General features: G+C 74.0%; 19 protein-coding genes. 8 read left to right on the top strand and 11 right to left on the bottom strand.

The window, feature by feature from the left end:
- Window positions 1–11: 11 nt before the first annotated feature.
- On the bottom strand, window positions 12–1,238 hold the full coding sequence (locus tag ABTY56_RS03105) for a trypsin-like serine peptidase (RefSeq protein WP_350625933.1): 1,227 nt from the start codon (window positions 1,236–1,238) through the stop codon (window positions 12–14).
- 584 nt (window positions 1,239–1,822) lie between these two features.
- Between ABTY56_RS03105 and ABTY56_RS03100 the strand changes: the two genes are divergently transcribed.
- The gene (locus ABTY56_RS03100) at window positions 1,823–3,430 is read left to right on the top strand and encodes an ABC-F family ATP-binding cassette domain-containing protein (protein ID WP_350625931.1); all 1,608 of its coding nucleotides are present in this window, start codon (window positions 1,823–1,825) and stop codon (window positions 3,428–3,430) included.
- An 18-nt stretch (window positions 3,431–3,448) separates the two neighbouring features.
- On the opposite strand, the gene ABTY56_RS03095 is transcribed toward ABTY56_RS03100, so the two are convergent.
- Window positions 3,449–5,044 (bottom strand): S41 family peptidase, encoded by a 1,596-nt coding sequence (locus ABTY56_RS03095; protein WP_350625929.1) that lies wholly within the window; start codon window positions 5,042–5,044, stop codon window positions 3,449–3,451.
- Between the two features lie 250 nt (window positions 5,045–5,294).
- Here ABTY56_RS03095 and ABTY56_RS03090 point away from each other — a divergent pair, with 250 nt between their 5' ends.
- Window positions 5,295–5,507 carry a hypothetical protein gene (locus ABTY56_RS03090; RefSeq protein ID WP_350625927.1) on the top strand — a complete coding sequence of 71 codons (213 nt, stop codon included), beginning with the start codon at window positions 5,295–5,297 and terminating at the stop codon, window positions 5,505–5,507.
- A gap of 93 nt (window positions 5,508–5,600) precedes the next feature.
- Here the strand turns inward: ABTY56_RS03090 and ABTY56_RS03085 are convergent, their stop codons facing one another.
- The 5 genes from ABTY56_RS03085 to ABTY56_RS03065 all read right to left on the bottom strand — a co-directional run bounded on the left by ABTY56_RS03085 (window position 5,601) and on the right by ABTY56_RS03065 (window position 9,993).
- A complete protein-coding gene (locus ABTY56_RS03085) occupies window positions 5,601–6,215 on the bottom strand; it encodes a Pr6Pr family membrane protein (protein WP_350625925.1) in 615 nt (204 codons plus the stop codon).
- 180 nt (window positions 6,216–6,395) lie between these two features.
- On the bottom strand, window positions 6,396–7,109 hold the full coding sequence (locus ABTY56_RS03080) for a response regulator transcription factor (RefSeq protein ID WP_350626260.1): 714 nt from the start codon (window positions 7,107–7,109) through the stop codon (window positions 6,396–6,398).
- A 17-nt stretch (window positions 7,110–7,126) separates the two neighbouring features.
- Window positions 7,127–8,395: a sensor histidine kinase gene (locus ABTY56_RS03075; protein WP_350625923.1), complete on the bottom strand. Its 1,269-nt coding sequence runs from the start codon at window positions 8,393–8,395 to the stop codon at window positions 7,127–7,129.
- The gene (locus ABTY56_RS03070) at window positions 8,392–9,372 is read right to left on the bottom strand and encodes a hypothetical protein (protein WP_350625921.1); all 981 of its coding nucleotides are present in this window, start codon (window positions 9,370–9,372) and stop codon (window positions 8,392–8,394) included. The genes ABTY56_RS03075 and ABTY56_RS03070 overlap by 4 nt, the downstream gene beginning before the upstream one ends.
- A gap of 81 nt (window positions 9,373–9,453) precedes the next feature.
- Window positions 9,454–9,993, bottom strand: a complete 540-nt coding sequence (locus ABTY56_RS03065) for a GNAT family N-acetyltransferase (protein WP_350625919.1) — start codon at window positions 9,991–9,993, stop codon at window positions 9,454–9,456.
- 194 nt (window positions 9,994–10,187) lie between these two features.
- Between ABTY56_RS03065 and ABTY56_RS03060 the strand changes: the two genes are divergently transcribed.
- From ABTY56_RS03060 to ABTY56_RS03045, 4 genes are read left to right on the top strand one after another with little or no spacing between them, the layout of a single operon-like run.
- Window positions 10,188–11,363 (top strand): CaiB/BaiF CoA transferase family protein, encoded by a 1,176-nt coding sequence (locus ABTY56_RS03060; protein ID WP_350625917.1) that lies wholly within the window; start codon window positions 10,188–10,190, stop codon window positions 11,361–11,363.
- A gap of 2 nt (window positions 11,364–11,365) precedes the next feature.
- Window positions 11,366–12,508: an acyl-CoA dehydrogenase family protein gene (locus ABTY56_RS03055; RefSeq protein WP_350625915.1), complete on the top strand. Its 1,143-nt coding sequence runs from the start codon at window positions 11,366–11,368 to the stop codon at window positions 12,506–12,508.
- A 37-nt stretch (window positions 12,509–12,545) separates the two neighbouring features.
- Window positions 12,546–13,760, top strand: coding sequence for an acetyl-CoA C-acetyltransferase (locus ABTY56_RS03050; protein WP_350625913.1), 1,215 nt, complete (start codon window positions 12,546–12,548; stop codon window positions 13,758–13,760).
- Window positions 13,761–13,800: 40 nt separating this feature from the next.
- Window positions 13,801–15,984 (top strand): 3-hydroxyacyl-CoA dehydrogenase NAD-binding domain-containing protein, encoded by a 2,184-nt coding sequence (locus tag ABTY56_RS03045; protein ID WP_350625911.1) that lies wholly within the window; start codon window positions 13,801–13,803, stop codon window positions 15,982–15,984.
- A gap of 57 nt (window positions 15,985–16,041) precedes the next feature.
- On the opposite strand, the gene ABTY56_RS03040 is transcribed toward ABTY56_RS03045, so the two are convergent.
- The 4 genes from ABTY56_RS03040 to ABTY56_RS03025 form a co-directional block, all read right to left on the bottom strand.
- Window positions 16,042–16,854, bottom strand: coding sequence for a MerR family transcriptional regulator (locus ABTY56_RS03040; protein ID WP_350625909.1), 813 nt, complete (start codon window positions 16,852–16,854; stop codon window positions 16,042–16,044).
- Window positions 16,855–17,295: 441 nt separating this feature from the next.
- Complete coding sequence (locus tag ABTY56_RS03035; RefSeq protein WP_350625907.1) at window positions 17,296–18,339, bottom strand: isopenicillin N synthase family dioxygenase; 1,044 nt, start codon at window positions 18,337–18,339, stop codon at window positions 17,296–17,298.
- A gap of 348 nt (window positions 18,340–18,687) precedes the next feature.
- On the bottom strand, window positions 18,688–19,335 hold the full coding sequence (locus ABTY56_RS03030) for a response regulator transcription factor (RefSeq protein ID WP_350625905.1): 648 nt from the start codon (window positions 19,333–19,335) through the stop codon (window positions 18,688–18,690).
- Window positions 19,287–20,738 carry a sensor histidine kinase gene (locus ABTY56_RS03025; RefSeq protein ID WP_350625903.1) on the bottom strand — a complete coding sequence of 484 codons (1,452 nt, stop codon included), beginning with the start codon at window positions 20,736–20,738 and terminating at the stop codon, window positions 19,287–19,289. Before ABTY56_RS03025 ends, ABTY56_RS03030 begins: the two co-directional genes overlap by 49 nt.
- Window positions 20,739–21,035: 297 nt before the next feature.
- On the opposite strand from ABTY56_RS03025, the gene ABTY56_RS03020 reads away from it, so the two are divergent.
- Window positions 21,036–21,749, top strand: a complete 714-nt coding sequence (locus ABTY56_RS03020; protein ID WP_350625901.1) for an ABC transporter ATP-binding protein — start codon at window positions 21,036–21,038, stop codon at window positions 21,747–21,749.
- An 88-nt stretch (window positions 21,750–21,837) separates the two neighbouring features.
- A complete protein-coding gene (locus tag ABTY56_RS03015) occupies window positions 21,838–24,240 on the top strand; it encodes an FtsX-like permease family protein (protein ID WP_350625899.1) in 2,403 nt (800 codons plus the stop codon).
- The last annotated feature ends 83 nt before the right edge of the window (window positions 24,241–24,323 follow it).

Here is a 24,323-nt window from a genome sequence, read left to right as displayed (position 1 = left end):
TCCCCCGTGGATCACTTGGCCTTCTTCGAGAAGTACTCGAACATGTGCTGGGCCACGTCCTCCAGGTACGGACCGGCCTCGTAGGTGTTCGCGCCGTTGCCGATGGAGGTGTCGCTGACCAGGGCCGGCTTGCCGTCCTTGGTCGCGTACCAGCCGCCGCCGCTGCTGCCGCCGGTCATGTTGCAGCCGATCACCAGCATCGCCGGGCGGCTCGGCTCGCCGGTCTTCTTGGACGGCTTGCCGCCGTCGCAGTGCTCCAGCTCGACACCGTCGAAGGGCTTGCCCTCCGGGAAGCCGTAGTTGGCGACGGAGGCGATCTGGTCACGCGGGGCGTTGAACCACAGCGGCACCGAGCCGCCGACGGTCTCCTCCAGCGACTTGCCGTTCGGGTCGGGGTTGGCGACCTTGATGATGCCGAAGTCGTACTGGCTCCACGGGCCGCCCTTCTCCGGGTCGGCCTCGCCGGTCCACTGCGGGGAGACCATGCCGGCGGTCGCGCCCCACTCGCCGTACGGCTCGGCGTCGTCCAGCTTGGACTTCTGCTTGTTGCCGTTGCTCAGCACGCCGTTGCTGTTGAAGGCCGGGGCGAAGGTGATGTCGGTGTAGTACTTGTTGCCCTTGCCGCCGTGCAGGCAGTGGCTCGCGGTCCACACCAGGTTGCTCTTGCCCGGGTTGGCCGGGTCGGAGACGACGGTGCCGGAGCACACGTAGTCCTCGTCGCCGTCCTTGAAGAAGATCTTGCCGTTGACGTGCATGTTCTTCGGGAACGGGTGCGCGACGGGCTTCGCCTGGACGACGGCGGGCAGCTGGTCCGGGCCGGCCGGCGGCTGCGCGGCGGTGGGCTGGGCCGGGGCCGGGGCAGCGCTGGTGGGCTGTGCGGTCGGCTGGGCGGGCGCCTGCGTCGGGTCCTGACCCGGGGCCTGCGGCAGCGGCTTCGGCTTGGCGTTCAGCAGCTTCTGCAGGGTCCAGTAGCCCTTGACCGCCGGGGTGATGACGTTCGCCTGGGCCCACTTGTCCCAGTCCTCAAGCTTCCAGGTCTTCAGCTCTTCGAGCGTCGGAAGCTTGATCGGTGCCGCGCCCGGCTTGCCGGAGGCGCTCGCCGCGACCGAGGGAGCCGTGGTCTGGGCTCCGGTCACCGGGTCGCTGTTGTCCGGTCCGCACGCGGTCGCGACCACCATGGTCAGCGCGGCGACGGAGGCACCCAGGACGGCGCGGCTCGGCCGGGATATCGGTGACATGAGTTCAAATCCCCCTGTTGACTACCGCCATACGGCCCGTTCCTCGGGTACGGCCCGGGGCCGCAGGTATGGCAGGTGAGGAGTCTGCCATGCAGATGAGGAACTCCTTACACCCACCCCCGACTGGGACGAGGCTGTCACCGGATCGGCACCGGATCGGCACGGAGCCTCCGTTGGGGCCGGAGGAGTCGGGCCGGAGGAGTCGGGTCGGAGGGGTCGGGCCGGAGCAGTCGGGGCGGAGGAGGCGGGGCCGGAAAATCGGTTGCACGTGTCCCGGGGCGTGCCTAGCGTGGTCCGGGTCGTCAACCAGACAAGGAGAAGGCCGTTGATCTACTGAGGCTCCGGGACACCGCCCCGCCGCGCAGGCACTGTTGCCGCGTGGTGCGCGAGTGTGCGACCTCAGTCACGGCCCGGTGGCGATTCGCGATCCTCCACGATCGATGCCCTGTGATCCTCCGTGATCCGCTGCGATCGTCGGTGTGACGCCACCCCTCTCGTCCTTGCCGGCCGTACCGGTCTCCGCACCCGCGGTGTCTCCCCGTGTTGCTCATCACCCCTTCGGCAACCACCCCCGGGAGGCCTCCATGGCACAACCCACCACCGCCGTCCTCTGCACAGACCTCGCGTTCGACTGGCCCGACGGCAAGCCCGTCCTGAGCGGCTTCCACCTCGCCGTCGGCCCCGGCCGCACCGGCCTGATCGGGCTCAACGGCGCCGGCAAGTCCACCCTGCTGCGACTGATCGCCGGCGAGCTCACCCCGACCGGCGGCACCGTCCGGGTCGACGGTGAACTCGGCTACCTGCCCCAGGGCCTGACGCTCGACACCTCGCTGCGGGTGGACGAGGCGCTCGGCATCCGGGCGGCCCGCGAGGCCCTGCACGCCATCGAGTCCGGCGACACCGACCAGCGCCACTTCGACGCCGTCGGCGACGACTGGGACGTCGAGGAGCGCGCCCGCGCCACGCTCGACCGGCTCGGCCTGCGCCGCCTCGGCCTCGACCGCACCACCGGCGAACTCTCCGGCGGCGAGGCGGTGCTGCTGCGGCTGGCCGCCCTGCTGATGGCCCGCCCCGACGTCCTGCTGCTGGACGAGCCCACCAACAACCTCGACCGGGCCGCCCGCGAGCGGCTCTACGAGACGGTGGCCGGCTGGCACGGCGTGATGCTGATCGTCAGCCACGACCGCGAGCTGCTGCAGCACGTCGACCAGATCGCCGACCTCCGGGGCGGCGAAGTCACCTGGTACGGCGGCAACTTCGCCGACTACGAACGCACCCTCGCCGCCCAGCAGGAGACGGCGGAGCGGCTGCTGCGCAGCGCCGAGGCCGACGTCCAGCGCCAGAAGCGGGACTTGGTCGAGGCCCGGAGCCGGCTGGAGCGCAGCGCCGCGTACGGCAGGAAGCGCTCGGTCACCCGCAACGACCCGCACATCTTCGCCGGGATGCTCAAGCGCAAGGGCCAGGAGACCGCCGGGCGGATCCAGGGCATGCACACCGAGCGGCTGGAGGACGCCAAGGCGCGGCTCAGCGTGGCCGAGGAGGCGGTGCGCGACGACGCCGAGATCCGGATCGACCTGCCGCGCACCGAAGTCCCGCCCGGCCGCACCGTCCTCACCCTGCAGAAGGTCCGGCTGCCGCACGGCGGCACCGCCGACCTCGACCTGCGCGGACCGGAGCGGATCGCGCTGGTCGGCCGCAACGGGGCCGGCAAGTCCACCCTGCTGCGCACCATCGCGGGCGAACTCGACCCGCTGGAAGGAGAGATCACCACCCCGGTGCCGCTGCGGCACCTCCCGCAGCGGCTCGACCTGCTGGACGAGCAGCGCAGCGTGGTGGAGAACGTCAAGCTGTTCGCCCCCGCCGCCGGGGACAACGCGATCCGCGCCCGGCTCGCCCGCTTCCTGTTCCGCGGCGCCAGGGCCGACCAGCCGGCCGCCACCCTCTCTGGCGGCGAGCGGTTCCGCGCGACGCTGGCCGCCCTGCTGCTGGCCGACCCGCCGCCGCAGCTGCTGCTGCTCGACGAGCCGACCAACAACCTGGACCTCGCCAGCGTCCGCCAGCTCACCCAGGCGCTGGCCGCCTACCGGGGCGCGCTGATCGTGGCCAGCCACGACCTGCCGTTCCTGCGCGGCCTGGGCCTGACCAGGTGGCTGGAGCTGGACGGCGACCTGCGGGCGGTGGACCCGATGTAGCGGGAACCGCTGCGGCCGCTAACGCTGCTCGCGGGCGTTCCGGGCGTTCCGGGCGTTCCGGGCGTCCTGGGTGTCGTGGTCGCCCTGGGTGTCGTGGTGCCCCTGCTCGCCGTGGTCGTCCTGGTGGCTCTGGTTGCCCCGTGCGTCCTCGGCGAGCACCCGGCGGGCCGTGCTCAGGGCCGAGTCCCTGAGCGCGGCCAGTTCGTCGGGGGTGAAGACCGGGGTGCGGACGTCCGGCGGGATGCCCGGTCCGTCGAAGGTGCTGCCGTTCCGGGTGAGGTACTCCTCGTTCGGCAGGACGACCATCAGCTCCGGCGAGAGCGTCTTGATCAGCACGTCGGAGAAGACGCCCTGGGTGTTCTCCCCGATCCGGACCACGTGCGGGGAGCGGCCCGTCATGGCCTGGGTGAAGGTCTCGGCCGCGCTGGCCGAGATCGAGGAGGTGAGCACTGCCACCGGCCCGGTGAAGTGCCCGCCCGCCGAGGGCTGCACGGGGATCGGCTCGGGCCGGGTGAACCCGGTCGGGTCGGCCGGGTCGTTGCGCGCCACCTTCCGGTAGGCGAGGTACGGGCGGTCGGTGAGCCGGGCGGCGATGTGCAGCCCGAGCGCGTCCGAGCCGCCGCGGTTCAGCCGCACGTCGACGACCAGGCCGGCCAGCCCGTCCGGGCTGGTGCGTCCGTCCGGGCCGGCCAGTCCGTCCGGGCCGGTGCGCCCGTCCGGGGCGGCGAGGAGGGCGTCCAGCGCCCGGTCCAGTTCGTCGGCCTGGCTGCGGTAGTCGCCGTCGGTGTAGTCCTCGAAGCTGCTCACCCGGAGGTAGCCGATGCCGTCGGGGAGTCGTCCCACGCCGATCCGGCCGCCGGCGAAGGGCTGCTCCGGGCCGGTGAGCTGGGCGGTGGACGCCTGCAGGGCCCGGGCGTGCAGCTCGGGGGTGTACTCCGTCGTGCCGGGTCGTCGCCCGCCGAAGACCGGCCGGGGCTGCCCGTCGACCACCCGGGCCAGTCCGGTGTGCGCGTCGCCCAGCGGCCTGAGCATGTCGACGAGGACGTCCTGCAGCTGGGCGGTGGTCGTCGTGGGCGTGATCCGGCGGCGCTGCTCGCCCCGGACGGCGTGCCAGTCGATGCCCTTGGCCGCGAAGAAGGGGTAGTTCTCCTCGAAGGTCTCCCAGAACCGGTCGAAGACCGCGAGCGGGTCGTTCGGCGCCGGCCGGGCGCACAGCGGCGGCAGGGCGTCGAGACGGTTCAGCGTCGTGGTGCCGACCCCGCCCTCCTCGCGGTCGACGGCCCGGTTCCGTCCCTTCGGGGTGAGGGTCAGCGCGTTGGTCCCCATGGTGTAGCGGGTGGTGCCGTCGGGGCCGGGCGGGCCGGCCTGCGTCGCGGTGATCCACGCAGGCACGCAGCTGTGCGCGGTGACGTCGTAGGTGGTGAGCCGGCCCCCGGTGATCGCGACCCCCAGGCCGTAGCCGTCCGTCTGCCAGACGCCCTCCAGTGCGTTCCCGGGCCGCCCCTGTGCCACGGCCGTCCCCGGTGCCGCCGGCCCGACCGCCGTGGCGAGCGCCACCGCCGCGGCCGTCGCCCTGCCGATCCGTCCGAGTGTCGTTTCCGGCCTGTGTGTCATTCCGGCCTCCGCCGAATCCCGGCCTCCCCCGCGGAACCCCTCCGCCGCCGGTTCCGACGTTACGGCGGGCCCGGCCGCCGGGGCGTCATCCGACGCGCCGTGGCTGCTTCCTCCTCCGGGCCCACCCGGGGCCGCGGCGGAACGGTCCCCGGAGGTATCGACAGCAAAGCGTTTTGACGGCGGGTGGAAAGCGGGTGGAAAAACGTCGGCGGCGGCCCCAACTGCCGTGCGCTGCAGTACCATCGGCGGCATGCCTGCGCTCACCATCGAGTACACGGAGCACGAGCTCGCCGCGATCCGCGAGGCCGCCGCAGCGGACGGCAAGAGCGTGAGGGCGTACATCCACGACCTCAGCGTGCGGGAGCAGCAGCGGCGGGCCTTCGTGGACCACGCGGTGGCGTTCTGGAAGTCGGACCGGACGGAGTCCGACGCCCCGCGCCCGGAGGACGCGCCCGCGGCGTGAGAGACGCGCGGGCGGCGTGAGAGACGCGCGGGCGGTCGCTCCCGGGGTGTCGCCCCCGGTGTCGCGTCCGCCGCTGCGGCTACGGCTGCGGTGCTACGGCTGCGGCGCGGGCCGCAGCCTGCCCGCGACCAGCGTCCCGAGCCGGTCCAGCCCGACGACGAGGGCGGCGAGCACGACGAACTCGACGGTCAGCTGGGCGATCTGACCCCAGACGTAGCCGTAGCCCTTGGTGGTCGGGTCGAAGAAGAAGTACGGGTAGGGCAGCGGGTAGTCGTCGAACAGCGCGTTGCGGGCGAGCACGATCGCCGCGTAGCCGAGCGGGAAGGCCAGCCACAGCGGTATGTCCTTCCAGGCCGCCGCGTTGCGCGGCTTCAGCACCAGCCAGTCGACGATCACCATCACCGGCGTCACGTAGTGCAGGAAGAACGAGGACCAGTGCGCCAGCCGGTCCGGCCCGCTGACCAGGCCCGGAAGCGGGTTGGCGCCGTGCTGCAGCAGGATGTGCGAGACCAGCCCGGTGATCAGGATGTACAGCGTGGCGGCGCCGCGCAGCCGGGGCGCGGGTGCGTCCACGGTGCCGCGCCGGTTCATCCAGTACACCGCTCCGATGAAGTAGCCGAGCACGACCACGTTGCTCTGCACGGTGAAGTACACCAGCGGTGCCGTCCCGAGGGTCAGGCCGAGGCCTGCCGAGAGCACGATTCCCATGCGCCACCACAGCGCGGGTCGGGTCCGGACTGTCATACGGCCACCAGTTCGTTTCAGGCGATACGGGAGGTATCGGACGGCGGAGGGGAAGATCGCACTCTACTCGCCGGTACCGGCGGGGTGGAACCCGTGTGCGATCCCCGGAACGCCCGATGGGCTCCCGGCCCCTCCTGCCGGTGCTCAGCCCGGCAGCACGAACCCCGACTCGTACGCCGCGATGACCGCCTGGGTGCGGTCCCGCGCGCCGAGTTTGGCGAGCACGCTGCCGACGTGCGTCTTCACCGTCTCCTGGCTCACCACCAGCCGGGCGGCGATCTCGCCGTTGTTGAGCCCGGTGGCCATCAGTCGCAGCACCTGACCCTCCCGCTCGGTCAGCCGCCCGATCGGCCCCCGGTCGGCGCCGGCCTCCCGCCGGCGGTCCGCGCCGTGCCGTACCGCGAGTTCGCGGACGGCTGCCGGGAAGAGCAGCGAGTCCCCGCGCGCGACCAGCCGCACCGCCTGCACCATCTCCTCGGCCCGGGCCCGCTTCAGCAGGAACCCGGCCGCGCCCGCGCGCAGCGCGTCGTACACGTGGTCGTCGTGCTCGAAGGTGGTGACCACCAGGATCCTCGGCGGCTCGGCCATTCCGCCGACCAGTTGCTCGGTGGCCCGGATCCCGTTGATGCCGGGCATTCGGACGTCCATCAGCACGACGTCCGGCCGCAGTTCGCGCACCAGCGGGACGACCTCGGCGCCGTCGGCGGCCTCGCCGACCACGGTGAGGTCCGGTTCGGCGTCGATCACCACCCGCAGCCCCATCCGGACCAGCCGTTCGTCGTCGGCGATCACCACCCGGATGCCGCCTGCGCTGTCGTCCGCGCCGCTGCCCACACTGCCGTCCGTGCCGCTGCTCATGCCGTTCCCGTCGCTCGTCATGCGGTCCCTCCCACCGGCAGCCACACGGCCAGCCGCCACGTCGTGCCGTCCGCGCTCGGTCCCACCGTGCTGCCGCCGCGCAGGGCCGCCGCGCGCTCCCCGATCCCGCGCAGCCCGCGCCCGCCGCCGGGCCGGCTCGGGCGGGCGGGGCCCAGCGGGTTGGTCAGTTCGATCTCCAGCCGGCCGTCGGCCAGCCCGACCCGCAGCCCGGCCGGGGCCGGCCCGGCGTGCCGCAGCACATTGGTCAGCCCCTCCTGCACGATCCGGTACGCCTCGCGGGAGACCGGGGCCGGCAGGGCGGCCAGGCCGGGGGCCAGTTCGGCGTCCACCGTCACGCCGGTGCGGGCGAGTTGGCGCAGCAGGTCGTCCAGCCCGGCGAGGGTGGGCCCGGCCGGTCCGGCGGCCTCCGGGTCCTCCTCGCGCAGCAGGCCGAGCACGGTGTCGAGTTCGGTGACGGCCGCCCGCGCGGTCTCCTCGATCGCGTGCAGCGCCTCGGCGGCGAAGTCGGGGTCGGTCCGCAGCACCCGGGCGGCCGCCGAGGCCTGGATGCCGACGGCGCTCAGCGCGTGCCCGACCGAGTCGTGCAACTCGCGGGCCAGCCGGTTGCGTTGGGCGAGTACGGTGGCCCGGCGTTCGGCGGCGGCCAGCCGCTCTTCCGGGGTCGGGCCGAGCAGGGCGGGCGCCCAGCGGGCGAGCAGCGCTCCGCAGCCGGCGTTGGTGAGCAGGACCAGCAGCAGGACGGCGACGCCGAGGGTGGGGCCGGTGAACATCCAGCCGGGGAAGCGGTCCTCCCAGAACCGGGCGAGGTCCTCGGCCCCGCCGAAGGAGAACATCAGCACCACCGCGAACGGCACCCCGGCCAGCGTCATCCCGGCGACCACCCCGCCGAAGAACAGGTGCAGCACGTACCAGACCGAGGTGCGCCACCGGGCCGGCCAGGTGCGGGCCGGCCCGCCGGCCAGCTCCTCGGGCCGCTCGGCCGTGCACAGTGCCCGGGCCGCCGCTCCCTCCAGGCCCCGGACGGTCGGCACCAGCGCCGTGACGGCGGCCATCGGCAGCGAGGTGAACAGCGAGAGGAACTGCAGCAGCGCCTGCCGGGCGTTCCCCTGCGCGGGGTCGAGCGCCCCGAGCAGCACCACCGACAGCAGCCAGTACGGCATCAGCAGCGCGCCGCCCAGCACCAGGTGCACCCAGCGCAGCCGGGCCCGCCGCCCGACCACCGCCCCCGCCGCACGCCGCAACCGCGTGCCCGCCCCCGTGATCACCTGGGTGACTCTACGTCAGGGAGGCCTGCGCGGGCTCCCCGTTCGGTCAGCGCGATCGCCCCGACGGCCAGCATCAGCACCCCGGTCACCACCTGGGCGGCCTGCACCAGCGGCATCAGTCCGGGCACCGCCATCCGCAGGTCGGTCACCCGGGTCGTCGTCGCTCCGAAGGCCACCAGCTGCCAGCTGCCCCAGCCGAACAGCGAGCCGGCCGCCGTCCAGGCCACCAGCAGCGGACCGAGCAGCCGCCGCCGCGGCCGGAGGCGGAAGACCACCACCAGCAGGGCTGCCGCCGCGGCCACCGCCATCACGGCGGTGACCCCGTCCATCACCGCCACGCCCCGGTTCCGCTCCTGCGCCATCGCGACCGGCAGCCCGGCGGTGCCGCCCGCCGACCAGTACAACCGGGCGGTCGCGACCCCGGCGGCGAGCAGCGCGGCGACGCAGGCGAGGGCGCGCTGCACGGCCAGCGTGGGGGAGCGCGGCAGATCGCCGATCCGGTCGGTGAGCAGCCCGGCCCAGCGCCGCCGGGCGTACAGGGCGAAGGCGGTGATCAGCGCGAGGCCCTGCACCGCGAACCCGCCGTACACGACGGCGAAGACCCAGTCGCCGAGGCCCTTGTCGTCCGCCGGGGTGCCGTGCTCCGGGCCCAGCACCAGGTCGCCCAGTAGGGACAGCGGCAGCGCCACGAGGATGGTGCCGAGCAGTCCGGTCGCCACCCACATCGGGAACGCCACCAGCCCGGCCGGCGCCCGCTGACCCCACGGCCGGACGAAGGCCAGCGCCAGGGCGACGGCGATCGCGTCCATCCCGAAGGTGAGGAGGTTCAGCAGCCAGAGCTTGTCCATCCCGCCGGGGTCGTCCGAGCCCACCGGATGGCCGGTCAGCCAGAGCAGCTTGAGCGTCAGGTACGGCCCCGTCGCCGCCACCGCCGTCCATGCGGCCCCGGCCCGTACGACGGTCTCGTTGATCCTCATGTCCCCACGGTCGCGCCGGGACCGGCCCGCGGTCCTCCGCCCCGGGCGTGATCCCGCTCCCCCCGGTGGGGGATATCCGGCTCAGGCCATCCGGTGGATCAGCCGGTCCTCGGCGTCGACCCGCCCGTCCGGGTCGGCCACCAGCCCGAGCCGTTCGGCGAGCCGGCGGGAGGGCAGGTTGTCGGCGTGGATCAGCGCGACGACCGGGATCCCGGGGAACCGCGGGCGGCCCTCGGCCATCGCCGTCCGCGCCGCCTCCGCCGCGTAGCCCTTGCCCCAGGCGGACGGCCGGAACCGGTAGTAGAGGTTGAACACCCGCTCCCCGTCCAGGGTGTGCAGGTACAGCCCGGCGAACCCGATGATCACCTCGGGCTGCTCCCGGGTCGACACGGCGCAGTAGCCCACGCCGTCCCGCACCCAGTCCGCCGCGAACCCGTCCAACGCCTCCCGCGCCTCGGCGATGTCCCGCTGCGGGCCGTGCGGGTTGTACCGGTTGGTCTCCGGATCCCCGTGCACGGCGAACATGGCCTCGGCGTCGCCCTCCTGCGGCCGCGTGAGCACCAGCCGCTCGGAGACGGCGACGACCGTGCGGGTGGCGGCGGTCCGGTCGGTGATGGTCATGGCGCTTCCCCGTTGTCCTCGGTAATGGATGCCTTGCAGGCTAGGCCATTACGCCGACAGGTGCTCGGTCGTTTTCCACCGGTGGGCCCCGGGGCGGTGCGCACCGGTGCGGAGGTCTTGTTACCGGCGGGTCGCTTGCCTATCATCGCGAGTGTTACAGCTTTACTGTCAAACCCCGAAGGGTTCTGCGGCCAGTGCGTGACTCAAGCGGTGCAGCGGGCTCGGGCGGCCCGTTGGCGGGTGTGCGGGTGGTGGAGCTGGCCGGGATCGGGCCGGGGCCGTTCGCGGCGATGCTGCTGGGGGACCTCGGGGCGGACGTGGTGCGGGTGGACCGGCCGGAGCCGTCGCCGCTGGGGACGGATCCGGCGTACGACCTCAGCAACCGCAACAAGCGCTCGGTGCTGGTCGACCTGAAGTCGCCCGAGGGGCCCGGACTGGTGCTGGACCTGGTGGAGCGGGCCGACCTGCTGATCGAGGGCTACCGGCCGGGCGTCGCGGAACGGCTCGGCGTCGGGCCCCGGGCGTGCCTGGCGCGCAATCCGGCGCTGGTGTACGGCCGGATGACCGGGTGGGGGCAGCAGGGCCCCCGGGCCGCGACCGCCGGGCACGACCTCGGGTACGCGGCGGTCGCCGGAGTGCTGGGGATGGTGGCCGCGCCGGGCGGCGCCGACGAGCCGCCCGGGATCCCGGCCAACCTCCTCGGCGACTACGCCGGCGGCTCGCTCTACCTGGTCGTCGGCCTGCTCGCCGGGCTGCACCACGCCCGGGCCACCGGCGCCGGCCAGGTGGTGGACGCGGCGATCGTGGACGGCGCGGCTCACCTCGGCAGCATGCTGTGGGGCCTGCTCGCGGCCGGGCACTGGCAGGACCGCCGGGGCGTCAACCTGCTGGACGGCGGCGCCCCGTTCTACGCGATCTACCGGGCGGCGGACGGCGGGCACCTGGCCGTCGGCGCGCTGGAGCCGCGCTTCTACGCCGAGTTCGCCCGGCTGCTGGAGCTGGGCCAGGACGCGCCCGGCCAGCACGACCTCGCCCGCTGGCCCGAGCTGCGCGCCCTGATCGCCGCCCGCTTCGCCACCCGGACCAGGGCCGAGTGGGAGGCCGTCTTCGCCGCCTCCGACGCCTGTGTGGAACCCGTATTGACGATGCGTCAGGCAGCCGCGGACGAACACCTCTCGGCCCGTGGGACGTACGTCGAGGCGGGCGGCGTCACCCAGCCCGCCCCCGCCCCCCGCTTCTCCGCCACCCCCGGGGCGCTGCGCCGCCCGCCGGCCCGACCGGGCGCGGACACCGCCGGGGTGGCCCGGGACTGGGGCGTACCGGCACTCGACCCGTCGGCCCTCGACTCCGTAGCAGAGCAAGGAGAGTAGCGTTGCAGCGCGAGATCTTCACCGAGCAGCACGACGACTTCCGGGCCACCGTGAAGGCGTTCCTCGCCAAGGAGGTGCTGCCGCACTACGACCGCTGGGAGAAGGCCGGCATCGTCGACCGGTCCGCCTGGCTCGCGGCCGGCCGGCAGGGCCTGCTCGGCATCGCCGTCCCCGAGGAGTTCGGCGGCGGCGGCGCCCCGGACTTCCGCTACGCCGCCGTGCTGGCCGAGGAGTTCGCCCGGGCCGGTGCCTCCGGGCTGGCGATCGGCCTGCACAACGACATCATCGGCCCCTACCTCACCTCGCTCGCCACCGACGAGCAGAAGCGCCGCTGGCTGCCCGGCTTCTGCTCCGGCGAGCTGATCACCGCGATCGCGATGACCGAGCCCGGTGCCGGCTCCGACCTGCAGGGCATCCGCACCCAGGCGGTCGACCGCGGCGACCACTTCCTGCTCAACGGCGCCAAGACCTTCATCTCCAACGGGATCCTCGCGGACCTGGTCATCGTGGTGGCCCGCACCACCCCCGAGGGCGGCTCGCGCGGCCTGAGCCTGCTGGCCGTCGAACGCGGCACGCCCGGCTTCGAGCGCGGCCGCAACCTCGACAAGATCGGCCAGAAGGCCCAGGACACCGCCGAGCTGTTCTTCGAGGACGTCCGGGTGCCGAAGGAGAACCTGATCGGCGAGCTCAACGGCGGCTTCGTCCACCTGATGCAAAACCTCGCCCAGGAGCGGCTCACCATCGCGGCCTCGGCGATCGCCGGCGCCGAGTACCTGGTCGAGATCACCACCGACTACGTCAAGCAGCGCGAGGCGTTCGGCCGGCCGCTCGCCAAGCTGCAGCACGTCCGCTTCGAGATCGCCGAACTGGCCACCGAGTGTGCCGTCACCCGGACCTTCGTCGACCGTTGCATCACCGAGCACAACCGCTACGCGCTCACCCCGGCCGACGCCTCGATGGCCAAGTGGTGGGCCACCGAACTGCAGAAGCGCACCGCCGACCGGTGCCTCCAACTGCACGGCGGCTACGGGTACATGAGCGAGTTCCCGGTCGCCCGGGCGTTCACCGACGGCCGCATCCAGACCATCTACGGCGGCACCACCGAGATCATGAAGGAGATCGTGGGCCGCGCCATCCTCGGCTGACCTGCCAAGCCCCCCGCCCCGAAAGGCAAATCCCATCGTGACCACCGAAGCGTACGTCTACGACGCGATCCGCACCCCGCGCGGCCGGGGCAAGGCCAACGGCTCGCTGCACGGCACCAAGCCGATCGACCTGGTCGTCGGCCTCATCCACGAACTGCGCATCCGCTTCCCCGAGTTGGACCCGGCCGCGATCGACGACATCGTGCTCGGCGTGGTCAGCCCGATCGGCGACCAGGGCTCCGACATCGCCCGGATCGCCGCCGTCGCGGCCGGCCTGCCCGACACCGTCGCCGGCGTCCAGGAGAACCGCTTCTGCGCCTCCGGCCTGGAAGCCGTCAACCTGGCCGCAGCCAAGGTCCGTTCGGGCTGGGAGGACCTCATCCTGGCCGGCGGCGTGGAGTCGATGTCCCGGGTCAAGATGGCCTCCGACGGCGGCGCCTGGTTCGCCGACCCGATGACCGCCTACGAGACCAACTTCGCCCCGCAGGGCATCGGCGCCGACCTGATCGCCACCATCGAGGGCCTCTCCCGCACCGACGTGGACGCCTTCGCCGCCGAGTCCCAGGCCCGCGCGGCCAAGGCCCAGGCGGACGGCCTGTTCGACCGCTCGGTCGTCCCGGTGCGCGACCGCAACGGCCTGGTCGTGCTGGAGCGCGACGAGTTCATCCGCCCCGGCACCACCGTCGAGACCCTGGCCGGCCTCAAGCCCTCCTTCGCCCAGATCGGCGAGGCCGGCGGCTTCGACGCCGTCGCCCTGCAGAAGTACCACTGGGTCGAGGCCATCGACCACGTCCACCACGCGGGTAACTCCTCCGGCATCGTGGACGGCGCCGCCCTCGTCGCCATCGGCAACCGCGAGGTCGGCGAGCGGTACGGGCTGCGCCCCCGCGCCCGGATCGTCTCCGCCGCCGTCTCCGGCTCCGAGCCGACCATCATGCTCACCGGCCCCGCCCCGGCCACCCACAAGGCGCTCGCCAAGGCCGGGCTCACCGCCGCCGACATCGACCTGGTCGAGATCAACGAGGCCTTCGCCGCCGTCGCGCTCCGCTTCATCCGCGAACTCGGCTTCCGCCACGACCAGGTGAATGTCAACGGCGGCGCGATCGCCCTCGGCCACCCGCTCGGCGCCACCGGCGCGATGCTGCTCGGCACCGTGATCGACGAGCTGGAGCGGCGCGACCTGCGCTACGGCCTGGTCACCCTCTGCGTGGGCGGCGGCATGGGCATCGCCACCATCGTCGAGCGCATCTGACTCCCCCCGTCCCTCGGATCCCCTCGGAGACCCTGAACTCATGAGCGACACCACCACCATCCGCTGGGAGCAGGACCAGGACGGCGTGGTCACCCTCGTCCTCGACGACCCCACCCAGTCCGTCAACACCATGAACGAGGCCTTCACGGCCGACTTCGAAGCCGTCGTCGCGCGCCTGGCCGGCCTCGGCGACGCGCTGCGCGGCGTGGTGATCACCTCCGGCAAGAAGACCTTCTTCGCCGGGGGAGACCTGCGGATGCTCTCCGCCGCCCGCACCGAGGACGCCGAGGCCGTCTTCGAGAAGTCCATGCGGATCAAGCGCTCGCTGCGCACGCTGGAGACCCTCGGCAAGCCGGTCGTCGCCGCCGTCAACGGCAGCGCGCTCGGCGGCGGCCTGGAGATCGCCCTCGCCTGCCACCACCGGATCGCGCTGAACACCCCGGCCAGCCGCATCGGCCTGCCCGAGGTCACCCTCGGCCTGCTGCCCGGCGGCGGCGGAGTCGTCCGCACCGTGCGGCTGTTCGGCATCACCGACGCCCTGCTGAAGTACCTGCTGCAGGGCCGCCAGTACCGCCCCGCGCAGGCGCTGGAGCACGGACTGGTACACGAACTGGTCGACACCCCGGAGGAGTTGGCCGCCCGGGCGCGCGTCTGGATCGACGCCAACCCGACCGCCGTCCAGCCCTGGGACGTCAAGGGGTACAAGATCCCCGGCGGCACCCCCGCGACCCCGGCCTTCGCCGCCAACCTGCCCGCCTTCCCGGCCAACCTGCGCAAGCAGCTGAACGGCGCGCCCTACCCGGCCCCGCGCAACGTCCTGGCCGCCGCGGTGGAGAGCGCCCAGGTGGACGTCGACACCGCGATGGTGATCGAGGCCCGCTACTTCACCGAACTCGCCTGCGGTCAGACCAGCAAGAACATGATCCAGGCGCTGTTCTTCGACATGCAGGCCGTCAACTCCGGTGCCGGGCGCCCCAAGGACGTCGAGAAGCGGCCGGTCCGCAAGGTCGCCGTGCTCGGCGCCGGCATGATGGGCGCGGGCATCGCCTACGCCTGCGCCAAGGCCGGCATCGAGGTCGTGCTCAAGGACGTCAGCACCGAGGCCGCCGAGCGTGGAAAGGCCTACTCCGAAGGCCTGTTGAACAAGGCCGTCGCCCGCGGCCGCTCCACCGAGGCCAAGCGCGACGAACTGCTCGCCCGGATCACCCCCACCGGCGACGCCGCCGACCTGGCCGGCTGCGACGCGGTGATCGAAGCCGTCTTCGAGAACACCGAGCTCAAGCACAAGGTGTTCCAGGAGATCGAGGGCGTCGTCGCCCCCGACGCGCTGCTCTGCTCCAACACCTCCACCCTGCCGATCGGGCTGCTCGCCGAAGGCGTCCGACGCACCGGCGACTTCATCGGCCTGCACTTCTTCTCGCCGGTCGACAAGATGCGGCTGGTGGAGATCATCCGCGGCCCGCAGACCGGCGACGAGGCCCTCGCCCGGGCCTTCGACCTGGTCCGCCAGATCGACAGGACCCCGATCGTGGTCAACGACTCGCGCGGCTTCTTCACGTCCCGGGTGATCGGCCAGTTCATCAACGAGGGCGTCGCCATGGTCGGCGAGGGCATCCACCCCGCCTCCGTCGAGCAGGCCGCCGCCCAGGCCGGCTACCCCGCCAAGGTGCTCTCCCTGATGGACGAGCTCACCCTCACCCTGCCGCGCAAGATCCGCGACGAGCACCGGCGCGCGGTCGAGGCCGGCGGCGGCACCTGGACGCCGCACCCCGCGGACGCGGTGGTCGACCGGATGGTCGACGAGTTCGGCCGCCCGGGACGCAGCGGCGGCGCCGGCTTCTACGAGTACGGCGAGGACGGCAAGCGCGGGCGGCTCTGGCCCGGGCTGCTGGAGCACTTCGGCGGTGCCGGCGCCGTCGATCCCTCCGACGTCCCGTTCGAGGACCTCAAGGAGCGGATGCTGTTCAGCGAGGCCCTGGACTCGGTCCGCTGCCTGGAGGAGGGCGTGCTGACCTCGGTCGCCGACGCCAACGTGGGCTCGATCCTCGGCATCGGCTTCCCGGCCTGGACCGGCGGCGTGTTCCAGTACATCAACGGGTACGAGGGCGGCCCGGCCGGCTTCGCGGCCCGCGCCCGCGAACTCGCCGCCGCGTACGGCGAGCGCTTCGCGCCCCCGGCGCTGCTGGAGCGGATCGCGGCGGAGGGCCGGACGTTCACCGACTGACCCGGGGACGGCCCGGGACCGGGCGGGGCCGCGCGCGCCGCGGCCCCGCCCGGGGTCCTAGCCCTGGCTGCGGTCCTCGTGCAGGTCCTTGCCGAGCTCCTCGTGCGGGTCCTCGTCGCGCAGGTCCTCGTCGAGCTCCTCGTTCAGCTCCTCGCCGAGTTCCTCCCGGAGCGAGCGCTGGAACGCCGTGACGAGGGCCTGTGCCACCATCGGCTGGATGTGGTCCGTCAGCGCCTTCATCCGGGCCAGCTCCTCCGGTGCCGGCTCGCTCTCCCGATACGGCTTCCACACCGTCTCCCGGAACAGCCGCTGCAACTCCCGCGCCGTCGCCCGGCTGTGCTCCAGCACCACGGCGCGGGCCGCCAGCAGCGTCTCCAGCGGGATCGGCACGTCCAGGATCCGCACGCCCAGCGGCAGCAGGCCCGGATCCACCCGGAACACCTCCGGGTCGTCGGTCCGCTCCAGCACGCCCATCGCCGCCAGCCGTTCGACCTGCGCCTGCGACAACCCCCGCCCGGCCCGCCGCTCCAGCTGTGCCCGCCCCAGCTCCTCGGCGGCCTCCGGCGTCCAGGACGCCACCAGCGCCCGGTGGATCGCCAGGTCCAGCGGCGTGCTGTCCTCCGGCAACCGCGCCAGGTACCGCTCGATCGCCGCCAACGTCAGCCCCTGCCGCTGCAGCTCCTCGATCAGCCCCAGCCGGTCCAGGTGCGCCGCCCCGTACAGCCCCACCCGCCGAGGCCCCAGCTCCGGCGGCGGCAGCAGCCCCTTCGTCCCGTAGAACCGCACCGTCCGCACGGTCACCCCGGCCCGCGCCGCCAACTCGTCCACCGTCAGCCGCACCTCGCCCGTCCCGGCGCCGTGCTCCCCCATCTACTGCCTCCCGCGCTGGCACACTCCTGCTGTGACAGCAGCAGTGTGACAGTGCGGCCGGTGCCGGTCCACCGGCGGCCTGCGCGGTCGGGCTCGGGGCGGCGCCCGGTGGTGGCTGTCGGCGCCGGGCCGGGCGTGAGGCCGGCCGAGCAGCGGTAGGGCGCCGGGACGCGACGGAGCAGGAGGCCTCCGGTGCGTGGGTACGGCGACGCTCCCGCCCGTGTGCCGGGAGGCGGCTCGGGGCGGGGGCGTCGTGGCTGGGTTCCGGTGGCCCGCCTGGGTCTCGCCGACCGGGGCGGGCCGGCAGGGCAGGGGTGTGGCAGCGGGCGTGCGGGGTCGGTCCGGGTGTGGCTCGTCGGCTCGGCGGGGTCGACCCGGGGCCAAGTCGGGGCCGACCCGGGGCCGACCCGGGCCGCCGGGGATGTCCGGCGGCCTGGTCGGTCAGGCGAGGGCGGCGTGGTGGCGGCGGGTGACTTCGGGGTGGGCCCGGGTGTAGCCCTTCCACTCGTTGAGGCCGAAGTCGGCGAAGAGGGGGTTGTCCGGGTCCTCGGTGGCGCCGGGGGCGTGGTGGGCGAGCGGGAAGTCCAGCGGCTCGATGTGGGCGTCGAGGCGCGGGTTGTAGAAGAACGGGACGGAGAAGCGCTCGCGTGCTCCGGGCGGGCTGACCACGCGGTGGCTGGTGGCCTTGAGGTAGCCGTCGGTGGCCACCTCCAGCAGCTCGCCGAGGTTGACGACGAAGGCGCCGGCGAGCGGCGGGACGTCCAGGAACGTGCCGTCCTCGCGTTCGACCTGGAGGCCGCCCACGGTGTCCTGGAGCAGCAGGGTGATGAAGCCGTAGTCCTTGTGGGCGCCGACGCCCTGGCCGGCGCCGTCCGGGGCGGTGCCGGGGTAGCGGACCAGCTTGAGGCGCAGGTGGGGGTGGCCCGCGAAGGCGTCGTCGTAGAAGTCGGGGCGGGCGCCGATCGCGGTGAGGAGTTCGTGCAGCAGTCGCCGGGCGACCCCGCCGAGGTGGTCGATCCAGCCGAGCGCGGCGGTGCGCAGCGAGGGGAGCGCCTCGGGCCACTGGTTGGGGCCCTCCAGCCACCAGTACGGGGGCTCTCCGGCGCCGGGGACGTGCGGGGGCAGCTCGGCGCCGATGTCCAGCTGGTCGCGCCAGTCCTGGCTGCCGCCGGTGCGCTCGTCGCCGGTGCGGGTGTAGCCCCGGTAGTGCGGGGAGTTGAGGTTGCTCACGGCGAGCCGGTCGGCTTCGGGGAGGGTGAAGAAGGCGCGCATGGCCCGGGTGAGCGCGGCCGTCTCCTCGGGGGTGACGCCGTGGCCGACGAGCTGGAAGAAGCCGACGCCGGTGGCCGCGGCGCGGAGTTCGTCGTGCAGGCGGCGGCGGTCCTCGGGGCTGCCGTCGGCGAGCGAGAGGTCGATCACCGGGAGGGCGGTTACGGGGTTGGAGCCGGAGCCGTTTTCGGGTACGGGCGTGTGCTGCTGCGTCATGTGTGACATCCGCTGGGTCTCGTCCCGGCCTGGCCCGGTGGTCGACCGGGGGCGCCGGAGCCGCGCCTGGTGCGGCGGGTGCTCCGGGAGCCGGGAGGCGGGGGCGGCCGGGTGGTGGGGCCGCCTGAAGGTGGGTGGAGCGAGGTTCAGCCGGAGCGTCGACAGGACATGCTGGTCACGCGGAGCAGGTCCACGTGGCGGCGGCGAACAAGGATGAGCACTTCACCAGCTTAAATGACCGCTTCGGCGGCGGGCGAGCCCCCTGCAGCGGAGGGCCGCCCACCACTTGTCGGTAGACGATCAAGTGGCGGTTTTCGATCGAGGGCGCGGCGCGGTCGGCGACCCCGTTCAGGTGTTGTTGAGGTAGGCCAGGACGGCCAGCACCCGGCGGTTGTCGTCGTCCGAGGGCTGGAGGTCGAGCCGGACGAAGATCGACGCGGTGTGCTTGGCGACCGCCCGCTCGGTGATCACCAGCTGCTGGGCGATGGCGGCGTTGGAGCGGCCCTCCGCCATCAGCGCCAGCACCTGCCGCTCGCGCGGGGAGAGGGTGGAGACCGGGCCGGCCGAGGAGTTGTGGGTGAGCAGCCGGGTGATCACCTCCGGGTCCATCGCGGTGCCGCCCTGGGAGACCCGCCGGACGGCGTCGATGAACTGGGTGCCGTCCATCACACGGTCCTTGAGCAGGTAGCCGATCCCGCCGGTGCTGCCGGCCAGCAGCTCGCGCGCGTACAGCTGCTCCACGAACTGCGACAGCACCAGGACGGGCAGGCCGGGGTGGGCCTGACGGGCGGCCAGCGCGGCCCGCAGCCCCTCGTCGGTGAAGCTCGGCGGCAGCCGGACGTCGACCACAGCGATGTCGGGCCGGTCGGCGGCGACCGCGGCGAGCAGCTGGTCGCCGTTCTCGACCGCCGCGGTGACCTTCATCCCGTTGGCTTCCAGCAGCCGGGTCAGGCCGTCCCGGAGGAGGAAGAGGTCTTCGGCGATGACAACGCGCACGGGATCTCCAGGTTCACGATGGTCGGCCCGCCGGACGGACTGCTGATCGCGAGCACCCCGTCGAAGGCGGCCAGTCGGCGTTCGGTTCCGCTGAGACCGGTGCCCCGGGACGGGTCGGCGCCGCCGCGCCCGTCGTCGGTGACCGATATCCGCAACAGCCCGCCACTGTGCCCTATCTCGATCCAGACGCGCGAGGCGCCCGCATGCTTCACCACGTTGGCCAGGAGCTCGGTGACCGCGAAGTAGGCGGCCGACTCCACCGGTGCCGGTGCCCGGCCGGTCAGGGTGCCGGTGAAGGTGACCGGCAGCGGCAGGTCCAGCGCGGTCGCCTGCACCGCGTCGGCCAGCCCGCGGTCGGCGAGCACCGGGGGGTGGATGCCGCGGACCAGGTCCCGCAGCTCGCCCAGCGCCTTCACCGAGGACGTCCGGGCCTCGGCCAGCAGCGGGGCCAGGGCGTCCGGGTCGTCCTTCAGCTGCTCGGCCACGGTCAGCAGCATGCCGAGGGCCACCAGCCGGGCCTGCGCCCCGTCGTGCAGGTCCCGCTCGATCCGGCGCAGTTCGGCGGCCCCGGCGTCGATGGTGTCCGCCCTGGTCCGCGCCAGGTGGCTGACCTGGCTGGCGAGTTGGGCCCGCCGGGAGGGCCCGAGCAGGGCCCGGGCGGCCCGCTCGTGGATCCGCAGGACCGGCGGGGCGGCCCACAGGACGGCGGCCGGCGCCGCCCACAGCCCCATCCCGTAGATCATGCCGAGCGGGAAGAACGGCCCGTTCCGGCCGAAGACCTCCAGGGCGACCGGGGTCAGCACGATGACCGCGGCGGTGAGCAGCACCGCGAAGCCGGTGAGGAGCGCCCAGGCCACGTCACGCCAGGTCGCCGGGTCGGCCAGCCAGCCGCCCGCCCGCAGCCGCTGCCAGGGGCCGGTGGCGCCGGGCGGGCGGCGGTACGGCACCGGGACCGGCCGCCCGCTCCACTTCCCGACCACCCGCCTCGTCTCGCCCGCGATCCAGCGCGCGCCGAACAGCCCGAGCATCAGCAGCGAGGGCGACAGCCAGAGCGAGACGGACCGGCCGCCGGGCGCGGCACCGCCGTAGAGGTGCGTCGCCATCACCGCGAGCGCGCCCGGGGCGAACAGGGCGGCCCCGACGGCCCGACCGCCGCCCCCGGTGGCCCAGCAGAGCGCCCAGAGGGCGACCGTTCCCGACGGCACAAGCAGGATGAACGGGCCGCCCGGCCCGAACTGCCCGGACTCCTCCGGGCCGAACAGCGCGGAGGCCAGCAGGAGCGGCCCGGCCAGCAGCGAGACCAGGCCCGTCACGGCCAGCGTCACCACGTACCAGGCGCGCACGCCCTCCACGCAGGCCCGGCCCAGCCGGGCCGCCACGTTCGCATCCGCCTGCATCCCCATGAAGCGCCCCCTCGCCGTTCCGGAGCCCCTGCCCGGGGGCTTCGCAGCCCCCGGGCCCGCAGCCCCCGCAGCCCCCGCGGGCCCCGCGGACCCCGGTTCCTGATCTTCCGGTGGCTCAGTCTGCCCGGCTGCGGTGGCCTGCGCTCTAGGCCTGGACACCCAATGCGGGGTGTATCTGGATACACCCCGAAGACGCCGTCCAGACGGTTGTCCGTACCCCCGGGCCGGTTCGTAGCGTCGTGTCCCGTCAGCCGGTCCGGGTCCGCCCGGGGCCGGACCCCGAACCGTGGAGGGCCAGTGAACGCGCCGATCATCCGGATCCGCGGCGTCAGCAGGACGTACGACCGATCCGACGCCGCCCGCCCCGCCCTGGCCGGGCTCGACCTGGAGGTGCGGGCGGGCGAGGCGCTGGCCGTGCTCGGCCGCTCGGGCAGCGGCAAGTCCACCCTGCTGAACCTGATCGCCGGCCTCGACCGCCCGAGCGAGGGCACGGTGGAGGTGGACGGCGTGGCCGTCCACGAGCTCGGCGAGGCCGCGCTGGCCGAGTTCCGGCGGCGGCGGATCGGCATGGTGTTCCAGTTCTTCAACCTGCTGGACGACCTGAACGTCGAGGACAACGTGCTGCTCCCGGCCCAGCTCGCCGGAATGCGGAGGGAGCAGGCCCGCGCCCGGGCCGGCGAGCTGCTGGAGCGGCTGGGGGTGGCCCGGCACGCCAGGGCGTTCCCCGGCCGGCTCTCCGGCGGCGAGCGTCAACGGGTCGCGGTGGCGAGGGCGTTGATGAACCGTCCGCCGGTGCTGCTGGCCGACGAGCCCACCGGCGCGCTGGACACCGCCTCGGCCGCCGACGTCCGCGACCTGCTGCGCGGGCTCAACGCGGAGGGGCAGACGATCCTGCTGGTCACCCATGACACCGCGCTCGCCGACTCCTGCGCGGACCGGACGATCGAACTGCTCGACGGCCGGCTGGTCCGGGACACCGCGGCCGTGCCGGCCCCCGGGGGTGCGCGGTGAGCGTGGGGTGGGGCGCGCCGCGGTGCGCGCGGGCGGGGGAAGGGCACGGACGGGCGGACGCCCCCGAGGAGCGGAGCGGGGTGGACGCATGAGTGTCCTCGGCAAGGTGGTCCGGGCCGGGGTGGGCCGCAAGCGGGTGCAGACCCTGGTCATGGTGCTCACCACCATGATGTCCGTGACGGCGTGCATCCTCGCGGTCGGCCTGCTGGTCGCCGCCCAGGGCCCGTACCAGCGGTCCTTCACCGACCAGCACGGCGCGCATCTCAACGTGCTCTACGACCCGGCCGGGGCGAGCCCCGACCGGCTCGCCACGGCCGCCCACGCGCCCGGTGTGACGGCCTCGGCCGGCCCGTACCCGGCGGTCACCGTCCAGCCGCGCTCGGGGGAGGGCACCGAGCTGCCGCCGCCCGGCAGCCTGCTCCCGCCGATGACGCTGGTCGGCCGGGCGCAGGACGGCCCGCTGGACGGCCTGCGGATCACCACGGGCCGCTGGGTCGCGGGCCCCGGTGAGGTGGTGTTCGCGGACGGCCGCTCGCCGCTCGCCGTCGGCGACAGCATGCAGTTCCCGGACCTCCCCGGGCACCCGACGCTCAAGGTGGTCGGCCTCGCCGCCTCCGTCTCCTGGAGCGCGGACGGCTGGGTCGCCCCCGAGCAGGTCGCCGGGCTGACCGCGCCGGGCACGACGGCCGCCGCCCAGTACCTCTACCGCTTCGCGCACGCCGGCACCGACGCCGAGGTGGAGGCCGACCACGCCGCGCTCGCCGCCGCGGTGCCGGCCGGCGCGCTCGTCAAGGCGACCTCCTACCGGCCCGCCCAGCAGGAGGCCGACCGGACGGCCTCGACCTTCGTCCCGTTCGTCACGGCCTTCGGGGTGCTCGGCCTCGCCATGTCGGTGCTGATCATCGGTGTCGTGGTCAGCGGCGCCGTCACCGCCGCCACCCGGCGGATCGGCATCCTCAAGTCCCTGGGATTCACCCCGGCCCAGGTGGCGCGCGCCTACGTCGGCCAGGCGCTGATACCCGCCGGGATCGGTACGGCGCTCGGCGTGCTCGGCGGCAACCTGCTCTCCGTACCGGTCCTCGGCATCGCCCGCAAGGCGCTGCGCGGCGGCCTGCTCGGCATCCCGCTCTGGGTGGACTTCGCGGTTCCGCTGGCGGCCCTGGCCGCCGTGACGGGCACCGCGCTGGTGCCGGCGCTGCGGGCCGGACGGCTGCGCACGGTGGAGGCGCTCGCGGTCGGCCGGACGGCGCCGGGCGCAAAACGGGCCGCCGCCCTGGCCGCCCGGGGCGGCCCCGACCGGGCCGGAGCCCCGGGTCTGTCGGCGCGGGTCCGGAACGGGATCGGGCGGCTGCCGGTGCCGCGCTCGCTGAGCCTCGGACTGGCGAGCCCGTTCAACCGGCCGGGCCGTTCGGCGACCACGGGGGCCGCGGTGGTGCTCGGTACGGCCGGGGTCACCCTCTGCGTCGGCCTGACGCTCTCGCTCGGCCTGCTCCAGGACGGCCTGGAGGCCGGGCGCGGCGGCAAGGTCGTGGTCCAGGCCCCGATCGAGGGCGCCACGAAGCCCGCCGAGCAGGTGGACGAGGCGGCCGTGGCCCGGGCGATCGGCGCCCGCCCGGGCACCCGGGCCTGGTACAGCAGTGTCCCGGCCCGGGCGGCCGTGGCCGGGAACACCGGTCGCACCGAGGTGGTCGCGTTCAGCGGTGACACCTCGTGGGCCGGCTACCAGCTGGTCTCCGGCCGCTGGTTCGGCGGCCCCGGCGAGGTCGTGGTCGGATCGGCCTTCCTCCGCGCCAACCAGGCGAAGGTCGGTGACACCGTGACGCTCACCGACCACGGCCGCACCACCCCGGCGAGGATCACCGGCGAGGTCCTGGCCACCGAGGACTTCGTGTACCTGGACCGGGCCACGCTGGCCCCGATCGGCGGCGCCGTCGCCGCGGAGGCGATCGCCTTCCACATCGACCTCACCTCCGGCACCGACCCGAAGACGTACGCCGACGCGCTGGACGGCGCGGTCCGGCCGCTGGGGCTGAGCGCCGAGCCCGGCGAGCAGCACATCAACATCGTGATGCTGGCGATGAACACCCTGGCGGGGACGCTCACGCTGCTGCTCTCCGTCGTCGCGGGGCTCGGGGTGCTCAACACGGTGCTGCTGGACACCCGGGAGCGGGTGCACGACCTCGGGGTGCTCAAGGCGCTCGGGATGTCGCCCCGGCAGACCGTCGGCATGGTGCTCACCTCGGTCTGCGGCAGCGGGCTGGTGGCCGGGCTGATCGGGGTGCCGGTCGGGATCGCGGTGCACCACTGGGTGATGCCCGCGATGGCCCGCGCCGCCGGGATCGGCGTGCCCGACGTGGATCTCGGTGTGTTCGGCCCGTCGGTGGTGGGGCCGCTGGTCCTCGGTGGCCTGGTGCTGGCCCTGCTCGGCGCCGCCCTCCCCGCCACCTGGGCGGCCCGGACCCGGACGGTCACGGCGCTGCGGACGGAGTGACGGCGGGGCGGGGGTGGCCCTCCACCGGTCGGCCGGTGAAGGGCGGGTGGAGCGCCGGTGAGGGCCGCCCCGCAGGGTTCGTC

Source organism: Kitasatospora sp. NPDC097691 (assembly GCF_040302665.1).
Classification (GTDB): Bacteria; Actinomycetota; Actinomycetes; order Streptomycetales; family Streptomycetaceae; genus Kitasatospora.
This window is presented reverse-complemented; position numbering and strand designations above follow the sequence as displayed.